The organism is Vibrio sp. RM-41-2B (assembly GCF_024744415.1).
In the GTDB taxonomy this organism is placed as follows: Bacteria; Pseudomonadota; Gammaproteobacteria; order Enterobacterales; family Vibrionaceae; genus Vibrio; species Vibrio diabolicus.
Genome location: NZ_JAMQWD010000005.1, coordinates 100488 through 115561, shown reverse-complemented (window position 1 = coordinate 115561; position 15074 = coordinate 100488). Strand labels below are relative to the sequence as shown.

General features: G+C 45.3%; 15 protein-coding genes. 3 read left to right on the top strand and 12 right to left on the bottom strand.

The window, feature by feature from the left end; all coding sequences use genetic code 11:
* Positions 1-11: 11 nt before the first annotated feature.
* The gene (locus NB463_RS03945; protein WP_005395322.1) at positions 12-248 is read right to left on the bottom strand and encodes a hypothetical protein; all 237 of its coding nucleotides are present in this window, start codon (positions 246-248) and stop codon (positions 12-14) included.
* Between the two features lie 256 nt (positions 249-504).
* Here NB463_RS03945 and NB463_RS03940 point away from each other — a divergent pair, with 256 nt between their 5' ends.
* Positions 505-1380 carry a LysR family transcriptional regulator gene (locus NB463_RS03940; RefSeq protein ID WP_085343324.1) on the top strand — a complete coding sequence of 292 codons (876 nt, stop codon included), beginning with the start codon at positions 505-507 and terminating at the stop codon, positions 1378-1380.
* On the opposite strand, the gene NB463_RS03935 is transcribed toward NB463_RS03940, so the two are convergent.
* From NB463_RS03935 to NB463_RS03910, 6 genes are all read right to left on the bottom strand, one after another.
* Positions 1377-2150: a phosphotransferase enzyme family protein gene (locus NB463_RS03935; protein ID WP_258431852.1), complete on the bottom strand. Its 774-nt coding sequence runs from the start codon at positions 2148-2150 to the stop codon at positions 1377-1379. The two genes, NB463_RS03940 and NB463_RS03935, sit on opposite strands and share 4 nt — an antisense overlap.
* A gap of 161 nt (positions 2151-2311) precedes the next feature.
* Complete coding sequence (locus NB463_RS03930; RefSeq protein WP_257080984.1) at positions 2312-3181, bottom strand: LysR substrate-binding domain-containing protein; 870 nt, start codon at positions 3179-3181, stop codon at positions 2312-2314.
* A 136-nt stretch (positions 3182-3317) separates the two neighbouring features.
* Positions 3318-4298 carry an OmpA family protein gene (locus NB463_RS03925; protein ID WP_258431850.1) on the bottom strand — a complete coding sequence of 327 codons (981 nt, stop codon included), beginning with the start codon at positions 4296-4298 and terminating at the stop codon, positions 3318-3320.
* A 457-nt stretch (positions 4299-4755) separates the two neighbouring features.
* Positions 4756-5880 carry a M14 family metallopeptidase gene (locus NB463_RS03920; protein ID WP_046873853.1) on the bottom strand — a complete coding sequence of 375 codons (1125 nt, stop codon included), beginning with the start codon at positions 5878-5880 and terminating at the stop codon, positions 4756-4758.
* A gap of 113 nt (positions 5881-5993) precedes the next feature.
* Entirely contained in the window at positions 5994-7394 is a 1401-nt protein-coding gene (locus tag NB463_RS03915) for an FAD-dependent oxidoreductase (RefSeq protein ID WP_258431849.1), read from the bottom strand.
* A 216-nt stretch (positions 7395-7610) separates the two neighbouring features.
* On the bottom strand, positions 7611-7970 hold the full coding sequence (locus tag NB463_RS03910; protein ID WP_005395335.1) for a DUF3316 domain-containing protein: 360 nt from the start codon (positions 7968-7970) through the stop codon (positions 7611-7613).
* A gap of 424 nt (positions 7971-8394) precedes the next feature.
* On the opposite strand from NB463_RS03910, the gene NB463_RS03905 reads away from it, so the two are divergent.
* Entirely contained in the window at positions 8395-9303 is a 909-nt protein-coding gene (locus tag NB463_RS03905; protein WP_046873855.1) for a VirK/YbjX family protein, read from the top strand.
* 52 nt (positions 9304-9355) lie between these two features.
* The gene (locus NB463_RS03900) at positions 9356-9907 is read left to right on the top strand and encodes a porin family protein (RefSeq protein ID WP_047008000.1); all 552 of its coding nucleotides are present in this window, start codon (positions 9356-9358) and stop codon (positions 9905-9907) included.
* A gap of 47 nt (positions 9908-9954) precedes the next feature.
* Here the strand turns inward: NB463_RS03900 and NB463_RS03895 are convergent, their stop codons facing one another.
* The 5 genes from NB463_RS03895 to NB463_RS03875 all read right to left on the bottom strand — a co-directional run bounded on the left by NB463_RS03895 (position 9955) and on the right by NB463_RS03875 (position 15059).
* Positions 9955-10863, bottom strand: coding sequence for an EamA family transporter (locus NB463_RS03895; RefSeq protein ID WP_258431848.1), 909 nt, complete (start codon positions 10861-10863; stop codon positions 9955-9957).
* Positions 10864-10994: 131 nt separating this feature from the next.
* Positions 10995-11696, bottom strand: a complete 702-nt coding sequence (gene phnR / locus NB463_RS03890; RefSeq protein WP_258431847.1) for a phosphonate utilization transcriptional regulator PhnR — start codon at positions 11694-11696, stop codon at positions 10995-10997.
* Between the two features lie 9 nt (positions 11697-11705).
* Positions 11706-13430, bottom strand: coding sequence for a putative 2-aminoethylphosphonate ABC transporter permease subunit (locus NB463_RS03885; protein WP_258431846.1), 1725 nt, complete (start codon positions 13428-13430; stop codon positions 11706-11708).
* A gap of 8 nt (positions 13431-13438) precedes the next feature.
* A complete protein-coding gene (locus NB463_RS03880) occupies positions 13439-14545 on the bottom strand; it encodes a putative 2-aminoethylphosphonate ABC transporter ATP-binding protein (protein WP_258431845.1) in 1107 nt (368 codons plus the stop codon).
* Between the two features lie 103 nt (positions 14546-14648).
* Complete coding sequence (locus NB463_RS03875; RefSeq protein WP_025499398.1) at positions 14649-15059, bottom strand: GNAT family N-acetyltransferase; 411 nt, start codon at positions 15057-15059, stop codon at positions 14649-14651.
* Between the last annotated feature and the right edge of the window lie 15 nt (positions 15060-15074).

The following is a 15074-nucleotide window of genomic DNA, read 5'->3' as shown; positions in this document are numbered from 1 at the left end:
AACATGTTCGATTAATCACGTCGACCACGAAGTTCAATTTTTTGTGTAGCAGCATCCGTTTGGATGATTACCCCGCCATAGGCCGTTTCATTTCGACCTTTCAGCGTCAGTTGAGAATCTGCGCGCTCGACGTCGACCTGATTTTTCGTAGCCATCGTCATATCAATCGTGCCCGTGTATGACCCATCGCCAGCTAATGCTATGTTTGTTGAGCAAACCATCAAACCAAGTGCGATTAATTTTTTCATACGTCACCTCTGTTTTTGTTCTTACTTTCTATCGATGAAAAAACTGTAACAACAGAAACGTGTTCATACGAGGAAAGTCATCATTTACCAAATGGAAATCCAAACCACTAAATTGATATGACCAAGCCTATTTGCTGTCCACCGTCGCCTTCAATAAACCATAAGATACGACAGCATGCTTAAATTGACCGAACGTTGTCTTTTGTTCAGTAATCCAGAGATATGATTTCTCAGCAGAAGACAAATGAGACGATGTATGAGCATTAATCTGGACATTCAAAACGTATTGGTACTAAAACGGATGTATGAGTTACGTAGCGTCCGATTGGTGGCAGATTCACTCGGAAAGACATCAGGATCAATCAGCAAAAACCTGACAAAAATGAAAGCGCAGCTCGATGACCCTTTGTTCATTCAGACTAAAAATGGCTTTGAACCGACCGCTTTTGTCGAGGCGAACATGCCACATTTTGAACAAATCCTCACCAGTATTGATTCCATCAAACCACAGAGTTTTTCACCCGCTAATTTTGACGGCTCGATCACTATTTATGCGAACACATTGTTTTGGGATTACTTTGGTGACAAGTTTTACTTAGAATTACTAAAACACGCCCCAAAAGCAAAGTTCTCTTGTTTACGTTGGGGGAGCGACGCGAAAAAGCGATTAACTGAGGGTGAAAACGCTATTGCGATTCATTATTTTGATGAGGATCTTCCGCAGTCAATTATTCAAAACGAACTAGGTCGAGGAAAAGCCGTATTTTTTGTTCGAGATGAGCATCCCGCTCAACATTTCCAAGAGCTAGAAAACTACCCCTTTTTACTTTTCAAAACGCCGGGATGGAACGACTACCGATACCCGTTGTTGGAAAGGCTCAACCATATGGGGTTCAGAACCACACCTAAGGTAGAAATTGAACACCCTGCGATGATTCAAAAAGTGCTCCTACAAACGGATCATTTTGGTATAACCATGAGTGGACATGTGCCTAAGGGCTGCCGAAGTATCGCGCTTCCTGGCGGGTTAGAGCTTGATGTTCGCTACGTGATGAGCTGTCGTCGATCACAACAGCAAGCCCCGATAAACCAGTGGCTATTCAATGTCATTAAAGATATCACCCAGCCCTAACCTAAAAGTCCTAGGGTGATGACTTGTCTATGTTTTCTTAGGTACTCGATATCGTTGAGGTAAGCGGTATGATGGCAATCTTTTAGATTCGCTTGAAACCTATCATTACCTTGAGCTGCTAACCCCCTCATATGATCAACTAACACGGTGAGTCGGTGTGTCATCACCTCCACCAGCTCTTCCCGTTCCAATCTCGAACAGCCATAAGCGTCACAGAAAAGTTTTGCACGCTGAATTTGTTGCTCCAAACAGCCCATTTTATCGTGCTCATCGGTTTTAAATGGTGCCCAACCATAGACCGAAAAAGCGACATCCCAAACTCTTGGCGCCGGATGCGCCGTATCAAAATCAAACACACCAACGACAAACTCTCCACGGAGTGCCACGTTATATGGCATGAAATCACCATGACAAATCACCTCTTGTGGTGTTCGTGGTGGCAGCATCCAGTGCAGCGTTTCATTTTGATATTGATTAAGGAAACCCTCAGATGCATCGTGCATATCGCGTAACATTTTTGCCGCAGATTGGAGCGCGGAAACAGAAGCAATGTTGCCAATCAATGGATAGTTGTAAGTCTCTCCTTCGACATAGCTAACCCACTCTTTTCCTTTTTCAATACCAACCGCTTTAGGGCATGCCGTAAAGCCTCGTGAATGAAGATAGGTAAGTAGCTGATGGATAGTCATCGTCCAATAACTGGCAGGACGAGATATCAAATTCCCTTTTCGATAGATGGCATTTTCTCTACCGCCTTGCATTGTTTCCATAACAGTATCCTGTGTGGATTAAGCGCGCATCAGATAACGTAAAGCTAGCTCATCTTACACTCAAAGCTTTTAGAGAAGGTTGACTGACCCTATAAGAAACCGCGCATTTTGTTAGGTAAATCGCAAGAATAAGTACCGCTGTAAAAATAGACCGTAAAACATCAAAGGCTTTGTATTAACCATTGGGCAAAGGTGTTTACGTGTGACTTTTCTGATGCTCTAACCATCATATAGTGTGCGCCGGAGCTGGGCATACGCCAATCTCCGATTTGTACTAATATCCCTTGTTGCAACTCATCCTCAACAAGAAAGTCTCTCACCAGCAAGACACCAAGTTGATTGGTTGCAGCTTGAATAGCAAGCAATGAATGTTCAAATTCGGCTATCACTTTGCTCACCTTGCCTTGATAACCTTGGTACGCAAACCATACCTGCCAAGATTCATGATAACCCCCGGTGCAAATTTTAGGTGTTTGAGACAACTTCGTGAGGTCATCAATCGGATTTAACTGAATAAAGCCGGGGCTTGCTACAACGATCCAGTTTTCTTGGGTAAGCTGAATAGCTTGTTGTTCTTGCCAATCGCCATCTCCGTTAATAATTTCTATATCTGCTATCGCACTGGCGTTTGGAACCGTATTCGCGGTTGTCGAGATCTTAAAGGAAACATCTGGAAATTGACGCTGAAAATCGGCTAGCCTTGGCATTAGCCATTGCGAGCAAAAACTGTGGGCGACATGTAAGGTAATTTGCTTGTTCTGTGGGCGAGTAAATAAATGATGGGTCGAGGTTGATAAGGTTTGAAGCACATGGTTAACCACAGGCCAGTATTCTTTTGCTGAGCTGGTCAGCGTAAGGTGCGTACCCTTGCGCTCGAATAATGTTGCATTTAACTGCAGTTCTAGCGATTTCACCTGCTGACTGACGGCCGCACGGGTCACATTTAGCTCCTCTGCGGCTTTAGTGAAGCTCTGTAATCGCGCCGTGGCTTCAAACGCTCGGAGCAAATTAAGCGGCGGTAAACTTTGCATAACACTCTCCCAAATACTTGGTAGCCATGGTATGAACTGGTGATGACAAATTGATGAAAGTGCTGAGTTTGTTAAGCGGGATCAAAAAAGCCAGCGTGATACACGCTGGCTTTTGGAACTGTCTCTTAAGCAGGAATTATTCTGCTTTCTCAGTGGTTTGGTATTCAAACGTAGGGACAACTACTTCAACACGACGGTTCATTTGACGACCTTGACGTGTTTCGTTGCTTGCTACTGGGTTAGCTTCACCCATACCTTTCACTGTCATACGCTCAGCCGCAATACCTTTTGCTTGGAACTCGTCAGCAACGGCTTTCGCGCGTTTTTCTGTAAGTTGCTGGTTGTACGCAGCAGAACCCGTCGTATCACTGTAACCCGTGATCTCAACTTGAGCTTGTGGGTAAGTGTTCATCAGATCAACGGTACCAGAAAGGGTCGATGCATCTTTCACTTCTGCACTTTCTAGGTCGAATTGTACTGTCGCTGTTGTTTGAGCAGGGTAAACATGCTCAACAATACGTGTTGCAGGGCGTGTTTCTACTACTTCCTCAACCACTTCTTCTTGAACTACTGGCTCAGAGCCGAACTTGTAGTTAAAACCAATACCGAAGAAATCTGAATCCATGTCTTCAATCACGTCATCAGACATATCTTGGTAACGTTGGTATTCAGCACGTAGGCTCCAGTTGTAGTTGATTTTGTACTCAGCACCTAGAGAGCCTGTTGGTACGAAATCTTTTTCGTCACCCGCCATCATGTATGCAGCACCAACTTTCGCGAATAGATTCCAAGAATCTGTTAGCGGTAGGTTGAATTTAGGAGCAAGAGTCAACGCCCAAAGATCACCGTCAACGGTGTTTAGGCCCGGCTTTTTGAAGTTTGCAGTGAAGTCACCAAGGTAATCAACACCGTACTCTGCTGCAACGTACTCGTTGAAGCTGTAGCCCAGGTGCATAGATGCTGCAAAACTGTCGTCGTCACAAGGTTCGTTTAGGTAACACGCATCATTTAGAGAGTTGTAACCTACTTTACCGCCCATGTAAGTGTCAGCAAGTGCGACGTTTGAGATCACACCACCAGCAAGTACAGTAGCCACTGCTATAGCGATTTTTTTCATTATTCTTTTCCTTTTTCTTGTGCACAAAGCAACACATCGAGGCAGCATACTGCCGTAAAATATGAAGCCGTAACTTTCTCTTTTCTTCGAACAGAAATAGCTAAATAGCGTAGGAAAGAATCAAAAAATGATATTCAAACGCCAATGACGTAAAACGGAGAAAGATAACCTCAAGACCATCTATTCATGAGCTTCATCCGCATACCCAACCGAGAAATAAAGTCTCGTTGCGTTGGTTTAGCCATAGTCAATTCGTTGCGGAGAATATCACAAAATAGCCAGTTTTCTGTGACGCAAATCACCATAAAAACCCATTTTCTCAAATTTAAGAATCGACATTTAAGCCTGTGAATGGCAACAAATTTTTACAGGAGAGAATGGATATCGAAGGCATAAAAAAACAGCTCATTTAAAATGAGCTGTTTTCGAAATAATGAACAGACGTGAACTTATCGAACTAGATTTTATCCGCCACGGTAAGCGTTGCAGCTAAGACATCTTGCCCAAATAATACACTGCGTTCTGGTGACCAACCATAAAGCGGATCTGGGTGATTGTTGTTATCTTTAAATGGCATCTCGATCGTGTACGACAGGCATTTGAACTGCTCCGCGACCCAGTTTGAGCCTACCGTCAAATTCGCTTTACCCGGCTCATCTTTATCATAACCAATCTCATCTTGGAACTCAGGTGTAATAGTCAGTAACGCTTGCTTAAATGATGCCTCTAAAGTGGCAAGATTTTCATCGTAAGAAGGAATACCTTCTGAGCCAGCGACGAAGTTATACGGTATCGCTTCATCACCATGGATATCTAAAAACATGTCAACACCCGTTTCCAGCATACGTTGACGCACAAGGTAGACTTCTGGACTTTTCTCCATAGACGGAGTTTGCCATTCACGGTTCAAGTTCACGCCTACCGCGTTCGTACGCAAGTGGCCGCGAATACCACCGTCTGGGTTCATGTTTGGTACCACGTAAAGCACTGCTTTTTCCAGTAATGCACGCGCAACCGTGTCATTTTCGTCCAGTAGACGTTGGATCATACCTTCCATGAACCATTCAGCCATGGTTTCACCCGGATGTTGGCGTGCAATCATCCAGATTTTCTTTTTGCCTTCTTCTGGCTCACCAAACGTTAGCAAGCTCATGTCATTGCCGTCTAATGTGTGGCCTAGTGTTTCTAGTTGGCAGTGGTGCGCGCTTTGTGCCATGTGTAACAAATCTAAGTGACGATCGTATGTGTAAGGCGCAAAGTACGCGAAGTAAATTGAGCTACGCTCAGGGATAACAGTGAAAGTCAGTGTGTCGCCATCGAACTCTGCTGGTATACGGAACCATTCTTCACGGTCGTAAGACGCTACGACATCATAACCTTGCCACCCTTCTGGATAAGCCGACTTAGCCAAATCAAGCAGTTTGATCGTGTGCGACTGCTCTGCTTCGGTTTCTAGACGGAAATGGAACCACTGGTAGAATTCCGACATATTGTCATTAGGGATTTTAAGTTGGATGTCATTTTTGTCGTCCGCTTTCACTACGTGAATGCTGCCGCTATCGAAGTTGCTGAATACTTTCATTATATTACTCACCTTTTAAATCTGAGCTTGAAAGACAGAGGCTAACACAAGGCTACATCGCCCCCCAATGACTTTCACTGCAAACTGTCTCGTTTGTGGCTAAAGTCTTCAGTTTAGTCGAGCTTATCCGCTTTGCCTGCTGGTCCTGCGAGTTTCGCTAGCCATTTATCCCAAACAAACGGACGTTTCTCATTATCTTCCGCTTCCTCTTTTCGGCGAACAGCATTTCGTACCATCATTGCTCCCAGCCAACGTATTGGTTCTGGTGGAAAATACCCAAGCGGTCCTTGCGCTAAACCACTTCGCGTCCATTCGTTATCTAGCCCTAACACCAACGACGATAAAATCTTTCCACCCATTCGAGTTTGGGCAACGCCGTTACCTGAATAACCAAACCCGTAAAAGACATTACTTTGCTCATCCAATTGGCCAAAAAAAGGAAACCCAGTTGCGGAACGATCCGAACCGCCAGTCCAAGAGTACTCAAATTCAGCCCCTTTTAAGCGAGGAAAAAGGTTGTCGAATGATTTTTTTAGTAGCGTTTGATAACGCGTCGGTTTGTTAAACATCGCATCAACTTGGTTGTTGAAAGAGAACTGATTACCGCCTTTACCTAGCATCAAACGGCCATCTGGCGTATCTCGGTAATAATGTACGAAGATGCGTGAGTCCAAGACACTCGAACCTGCTTGCCAACCAGATTGAGACAAAGTATCACCAAGCGGCTTGGTGATCACCATGTCGGAAGAGACCACCACGATACTGTTCTTGAACTGTTTAAACTGCTCCACCATCCATGCATTTAATGCCAACACCACCTGCTGCGCTTGAATGTTTCCTTTAGGTGTACAGACGGTGGCAGGTTTTCCATAATCTAGACGCGTCATTGGCGTGTTCTCATAAACTTCTACACCCAGATCAATAGCAATACGGCGTAACCCTCGCGCAAGTAAGGCGGGTTGTACGTTAGCAGAAACCGGAGAGTGGTAGCCTTCAATATGGCGAGGTGAACCCGCATTGGCACGCAGTTCCTCCACCGAGCAACGACGCCAACTGTTCACATCTAGCCGTTGTAACTCGTCGACAACTGGCTGCATTCCACCTTTCTGAGCCTGATTGGTTGCGGTGTAATAAACCCCTTTTAACGATAATTGCGCATCGATATTGTATTGCTGACAAAAGTCGTCAATCTCCAACACCGCTTGTTCCGACTCTTTTACCAACCAAACAGCATGTTCTTCACCGAATAACCGTTTCAACGTCGGGAACTTGGTAGACCATGTCAGCATACAGCCGCCATTCGCGCCAGATGCCCCACTGCCACACAAGCCCTTTTCGATAACAACCACCTGTTTTTCAGGAGATTGCTGCTTAATCATAATCGCTGTCCAAAGTCCGGTGTAGCCACCACCGACAATAGCAATATCGGTATCAATATTTTGATGTAATGGTTGCGGCGTTTCTGGCTGTTCAGCTTCAATGGCCTGTTTGAACCAGTATGAACTGTGTGTCATCGGATATCCTTGTTAGTGCGTTGCATCGTTTCTGTAAATACTTTACAAACGATGAGCACAATCAACGAGCAAGAATATCTAACGCTGAGCGATAGCAAATGTTGCTCTGAGAGAGTGGAAGTTTCCGCTATCAATGAATACAAAAATGGGGAGCAGCGCTCCCCAAAACAAACAGCAAGGATATAAATTATCGGAAAATCGAGACCGTCTTACTGGTTAGTATTTACCGGTTTCACGCATGCGGTACTCGTATTGAACATTGAGAATAGGCTGGTATACAACTTGCCCGTCACTTTGCAAGAACTCATTCACCATGACTTTTGAGTCGGTGATAGAAAACGACTGGCGATCAACATACTCTGTAAGGCTTGTAAACTCGTCACGAAGCTGACCTGGTGATTTGCTTTGATAGTTCTGAATCATGTCACGACCCATTTCATAAGCCGCTTGTTTGCTATCCATAACATCACCATGGATCGTTTCGGTATCGTTTGTCCACTGATAGCCACCAGCAAAAACAACAGAAGGTGCAGCAGTCAGAGCAATCATACTTGCTAAAGTCATTAAGCGTTTCATAAACCTCTCCTTACTTACCTTTATATCGGGCCAAAATTGGCTCGATATTTATAAGGTACGTATAAAGACCAGAAACACGTCAAAATAATTTCAAATAACGTTCAATTCTTGTTCAACTCATTTCACTTTAACTTAGCAACACGGCATCATACTCTGCCAACACGAGCATTTTTCCACCTCGTAATCACAACGTTCAAAGTGGCTTCCAAACTGACATTTTCTTACCAACCCATACAATACCTAAGGTCAATTTTCTCTTAGAATCCCACCAAAAGAACAGTGTTCAAAACCTTATATAAACGTCGGGCACAGCAAAACCTCCCCTTTTAGTAGTGCTTTGCATTTCCCCCTTTTTCGGGTTCTTCGCTGCTCGTCCGTCGGTTCTTAATTGTGGCTGTTGAGCACACGTTAATCTGGAGTGAAAATGACCGCGAACAAATCCATTTTTTACCATAGCAAATCAATTTACTCAGATGATTATGCTGATGTCTATAAGCCAATTTGGACCTACAGAGCGAAGTTCATCTTGCGCGCACTTTACTACAAACGAGCGTTTAAGCACCTGTCAGATAATATTGAATCGTCATTGCTAGAGATGCTTTGTGCACGTACGCACCGCTTTTTAGAAAAACCGTTTCGTCCCTACATCATCAAAAATAACTCAGCTTTCGATCGTTCAAACCTAGTGGTTGATCACTACAAAACCATTTCAGAGCTGTTTTCTAAACAGACCATTGAAGAGATCTATACCGATTCGACTGGCTTAACATTAACATCATTTGAAATCGACGAGACATTGTACTCTGTGCGATTGGTGTACGAAGCGCGTTACCAAAAAGAAGGCGACATGAGCCTAGTGCTACACAGCGCGGAAGATGGCAACTTCTATACGCTCTCATTTACTCTCGGCCACATAGAATCTGGACGCAGCATTATGATTGGCGGCTTGCAAGGGCCACGCAGCAGTGAAGAGAACAACGCGAAAATTAAAAAGTTAACTCGTAAACTTTACGGGCAAAGACCAAAAAGCTTGATGGTGAGTTTGCTCACTTTACTCGCGCAAATTTGGGAAGTGAATACGATTCTAGCGGTAAAAACACAATCCCATACTTATGCTGCACGACGCTACAGTAAAGGACGAATCAAAACCGATTACGATGCACTCTGGCAAGAGTTGGGCGGCACCGAATACAACCGTCATTTCTACTCACTCGATGTGAATGCCCCGCGTCGTGATATTGAAGGCATGTCGCGTTCTAAGCGTTCGATGTATCGACGTCGTTACGAATGGTTAGACAATACCAAAGCGGAGTTCATGACAAGGCTACGTTAACCCAACGCACCACATGACGTTTTGTTTTTTCATTTTATGATTCGGAGTTTTTATGTCTTACAAGTACGCTGTTGCATGCTTACTATCCGCACTTTCCTTAACGGCTCATGCACAACCAACCCAACATGTTGTTGGAGCAAATTTAGGCTACGGTAATGTTAGTTACGATGTGAACAATAGCCATGATGAAGGTGACATGTTCCTTGGTGATGTATATTACCGTTACATGTTCGATCACAACTTTGGCATTGAAGCTGGCTATAAGGGCGCATTTAACGGCATTGGCTCCGTACTTATCAGTCCCTTAACAGAAATCACCGATGTCAGTTATGGCGGACCTCGACTCAGCGGTTACGCAAGTTACCCTCTGGGAGCTGGCTTTGAGCTTTACGGGAAAGGCGGTATCACTTACTACACGTTAAGTTACACGCTTAAAAACAATGGTCAGAATAAAGAATATGACGAGTCTAGTCTTGGCGGAGAAGCCGCTGCTGGTGTCGCTTGGGCCTATAAACACTTTGGTTTGAACTTAGAGTACAACTACGCCAAGAATAGCGATTTTGATTCTGGCGGTGTGATGTTTGGTGCACAATTGCGATTTTAAAAATTTAGCTGTGCCAAGGCACCGAATCGACATCGGTGCCTTATACCTCAAGCAGGGCTCAATGACAGAATGATTCCGCTCAGGATCAACAGCACCCCGACGCCTCGCGTGAAATACCATTTTTCAGCCAACAACCAAACGCCCATTAATAAACCAAATACAATGCTGATTTGTCGCAAAGCCACAACAAGGCTGACGTTATCAGTCATAGTCATCGCAAACAGCACCAAGCCGTAGGTTGATGCCATCATGATGCCAGCCATACTCGCACTTTTGCGAATCATCCAAGCGGTTTGTAGTTCTTGCTGACTCCCCGAAACAATACACCACAATAAAACCGGTACTCCCATAACCCAAAACTGCACGCCTAGATAAAAAATCGCGCTATAGTGGTCGTTAAGAATGGTCGATGTTTGTTGAGTTAGCAGATTCAGTGCTTGCTTGTCCACAACGGAGTAACCCGTCGTGCCAAACGCCGCAATCAAGGCCCAAAACACACCAACATTCAGGTACTCCCCAAGAGTAATTTGACGAAAACTGGTTACTGGAACTAGGACACAACCTAAAGTAATAAGCAGGAAACCCAACCACTGCTGAGCATTCAACTCATAACCTAAGGCGACGGTGAGTGCGCCCACCATCATTACAGGAAGTGCTCTCGCAATGGGATAAATAACTCCCACATCAGCGTGCTTGTAGGCCACGATCAAACCAATCAAATAGACGATTTGAGATAAACCACTGATAAACAACATTCCCCAAAACACGTTGGGCAACGTCGTCCAGCCAATGTTAAAGAGATACCAAATAAGATAAGGAGTGAGCAGAAGGCAAGCAGATAAACTTGCCGCCATCGTAAACGCGAGCCCTGAACCAGCATTGCTTTTACCAAGAATATTCCAGCCAGCATGCATAACCGCAGACAATACAACGAGTGCTATTGCCAAGAGATCCATTCCGTTTTCCTGTTTATGATATTTAGATACCCTCAAGGTGCTTGGGTACAACAAAGGCCCCAATATGGAGCCTTTGAATTTGAGATATAAATTGCTCGCCGCCAACTAGACAGATGCCCAGCAAACAGAGATTAATTCAGCTCTGCGACAGACTCGATGCTGATGGCATCGTGCCGCCAATACTCGATATCGCAATCAATCAACTCACCATGTTGGTTGTAGTTGATACGTTCAACCACCATTGCAGGCGTACCAGACGTCGCGCGCAATGCCTGTGCCACCTCACCCAACAAAGTACTAGTCGAAATGCGGTAACGAATTTTTTGATACGTCACACCGTAGTGTTCACGATAAATGTCGGTTAACGAGTTTGATAAATCATAAGACAATAAGTTGGGAAATATGTTTGGTCGAATGTAGTTCGTGACATAAACCACCGGACGCTCTTCTAGGTAACGAACGCGGTCGACACGAAATACGTCTGAAAACGGCTGAAGGTCCAACAAACGAGCGGCCAATTTATTAGCCAAGGTGCCTTTTGCGGCTATCACTTCTGTTTTTGGCACGCGATTTTGCGCTTTTGCCATGTTTGGGAAGTTCAACGTTTGGGTTGGGTCGTAACGCAATGGCTCAGGTGAGATAAACCAACCTCGGCGATCTTCGCGATAGATTCGACCTTCCGCTTCTAGCAGTGATAAAGCTTCACGCAAAGTAACGCGTGTAGTATCGAACGACTCCGCCAACTTACGCTCTGCTGGCAGTTTTTGACGCGGCGATAGCATGCCCGCTTCAATCTGTTCAACAATCGAATCTTTAATTTTTACGTATTGCACGAAGTGTCCTTATCTTTTTCGCCAAGCTTGTGTGCGATTCTCTAACAATTTACCCAAAGTCATCTGAACAATCTTCGCAATTGCGGCAGCAATCATGATCATCACCGCCATTGCCGCAGCAGCGCCAGTTTGACCGGCATCGTCCATATTCAGAATCGAGACCGAAGCCGGAATCGTATCGGTTGAGTAAAGGAATACTACCGCAGAAGTGGTGGTCAATGCATTAACAAACAAGTAAGTCGCAATGTCCAAAATCGCAGGTAAACACACAGGTAATGTCACTTTAAAGAACAACTTGTATTGAGGAAGCTTCACCGATGCCGCCGTGGCTTCAATCTCCGATGGCAACTGCTTTAACGCTGTCAGGGCTGTCATGTGACCCACGGTGTAGTAATGCACTACCGTGTTAATCACCAAGAATGCCATGGTGCCATAAAGCACGTTCAAAGGATTGTTCGCGTCGTTGAAGTAAAAGATGTAACCCAAGCCAAGAACCATACCCGGAACCGCCATTGGCACCACGCTGAGCATTTGCATCACCTGACGAATTGGACCAAACGCACGCCCTTTCTCAATGCAGTAAGCACCGACAAAGATGATGGCTGTACCAATAACCGCTGTCCAACCTGCCAGTGTTAGCGAGTTGAAGAATGGGCTCCAACCGTAGGTGCTCATTTCAGCAAAGTTGTAGTTGTTTAGCGTCAGCGCTTTGTTCCAAGGCCAGAATGTGACCAACGAGCCATACACCGCCATGCCAAGCACTGCCAGCACTGCGATAGAAATGATGCTGCAGTAAACCAAACAAATGCTGTCGCGCGCTTTGTTAGGTTCTGGCTGATAAGGCACCGAGCGAGTGTCGAATAAGCTCTTCTGCTTTTTCTGTACCCAGCGGTCTGCGCCGAACGCCATTACCGCAGGGAATAGAAGCATAATGCTGGTCACCGCACCCATGGCAAAGTTTTGCTGTCCCACCACTTGCTTGAAGATGTCAGTCGCCAGAACGTTGTAGCTTCCACCAATCACTTTCGGCACACCAAAGTCCGTGATAACCAGTGTAAAGACGACGATAAGCGTACTGATCAAACCGTATTTCGCCGCAGGTAACGTCACCATAAAGAAGGTTTTGATGGGTGATGTTTTCAGTGCGCGGGCAGCTTCATACAAACGGGCATCAGAAGTACGCAGTGAAGTGGTCAAAATCATCAATGCATGAGGGAAGGTCCAGAAAATCAAACCCATCGAGATACCAATCACGCCGTAAACCGAGTTTCCTAACAGCATCTCTTTGGCAATGCCTTGATTACCGAAAAGGAAGATCAAACTGATCGCCGGCAACAACGAAGGCGCGAGAATCGGCGCAGTACCGAGGATTTGGAACAAACCTTTAAACGGCATACATGAACGAGTCAGCGCGTAGGCATAGCCAAACGCAAGCACACCCACTACCGAGGTCACTATCACGCCCAAAGTGAAGGTGTTACCCACCGACACCCACAAGCTTGAAGAAGAAAAGTACGTCGCAAAGTTTGCCAATCCGACAAATTCGCCATTGGCATTTTGTACACTCTTGGTCAACATTGCCCAAAGCGGCATTAAGATGAACAGCACCATCATGGTCGACAAACCAGCGAGCAAACCGAACAATACTAGGTTATCGCGGCTGACTCGTCCGAGTAGGGATTTTGCTTTGTCTTGTGTGGTCAGGCTATTCATCGTCACTGTCTTCGCATCCATGTTTACACCTACGCCGCTAGCGCTTTATCAACCGAGGGCACGGCGTAACCATGCAACCCTTCTTCAGCAAACTGGATGTAACGTACATCGCCCGCTTTGATATTGAGTTTTTGAACCGTTTCCACAGGCACATCCACTACGATGGTTTTCCTTGAGCTGTCGTTTTGCAATACACAATCAATGCGGAAAAACGCCCCCAGAAACTCGGTTGCGGTAACTCGCACTGGTAAAGAGTTGGCGTAGTTTTCAACAAACTTGATGCTTTCAGGACGCACTGCAAGGTCGAAGCGGTCACCACGTTGTATCTTACGATTGGTCAAGCTTGGCGCTGGCATCAAGGTTTCTGCAATGCGCACTTGGGAGTCCGTCGCGACGGAGGTTTCAATAAAGTTCATGCTGCCGACAAACTCAGCGACAAAGCGCGTTGCCGGTTGTTGGTAGATTTCTTGAGGCGTGCCGACTTGCTCAATTACGCCATGGTTCATCACCACAATTCGATCTGCCATCGAAAGCGCTTCATCTTGATCGTGCGTAACCATAATGGTAGTGATGCCCAGCTTTCGTTGCAGCTTACAAATTTCATCACGTAAGTGAACACGTACTTTCGCGTCCAACGCAGATAAAGGTTCATCAAGAAGAAGCAGTCCCGGAGATAAAGCAAGCGCTCGCGCTAACGCCACACGTTGTTGCTGACCGCCCGACAACTGGTTAGGAAACTTCTGCCCTGAGGTTGGTAAGCCTATCGTTTCTAGCCACTGCTCTACTTTCTCCAGCGCCTCTTTGGTTGACATACCTTGGTTTTTCAAACCCACCGCAATGTTCTCTTGTACGGTGAGGTTTGGAAACAGCGCGTAAGACTGAAACACAATGCCGAAATCACGCTTTTCTGGTGGTAGAAATGTGGTCTCTTGACCGTTTTGAAAAATCGCGCCAGAAGTAGGTAGATCTAAACCTGCAATGGCACGTAATAACGTAGTTTTACCGCAGCCAGAAGGGCCCAAAAAACAAACGAACTCGCCTTTTTCGATCGCCAGTGAGATTTGCTTTAATGCAGTGAACTGTCCGAATTGCTTCACTACATTTTCGATATTTAGGTAATGTTGGTTAGTTGACATAACACACGCTCCAAATGGTATATACCAACTTTAGTTTTGGAGTGTTACGTTCCAATGACAAATTTATAGCCAGAAGATGACAAATAGATGAACGCCCTCGATATTAAACGCTTAAATCTAAACTCATCTTGAAATACGGAATGTCTGATTTATAAAAGCGCTCGCCCTCCTTCTGTAATCCAAACTTCTGATAAATTTTCAATGCCGACTCACGCGCATCGCACCAGAATACCTCTGCGTTAAACGCCTTAGCATCATCAATCATCGTCTCCAACATTCGAGAGCCGATCCCTTTACCTTGTTGACTTGAAGATACAGCAAACTTCCTTAGTCTTGCTGCGCCATTGTTGAAGAAGACTGACGCCACACCCACCAGCTCTCCGTTCACATAACTCCCGTAATGATAGCCAGTTTCATCTTCATCAACCTTGCAAAACTCAATGCTTTTGCTTGGCCATAAAACCTGCTGTCGAAGCGGCAGTGTCTGCTCCGCATTAATACGTTGGATTTCCATGCACTTCCTCTTTTC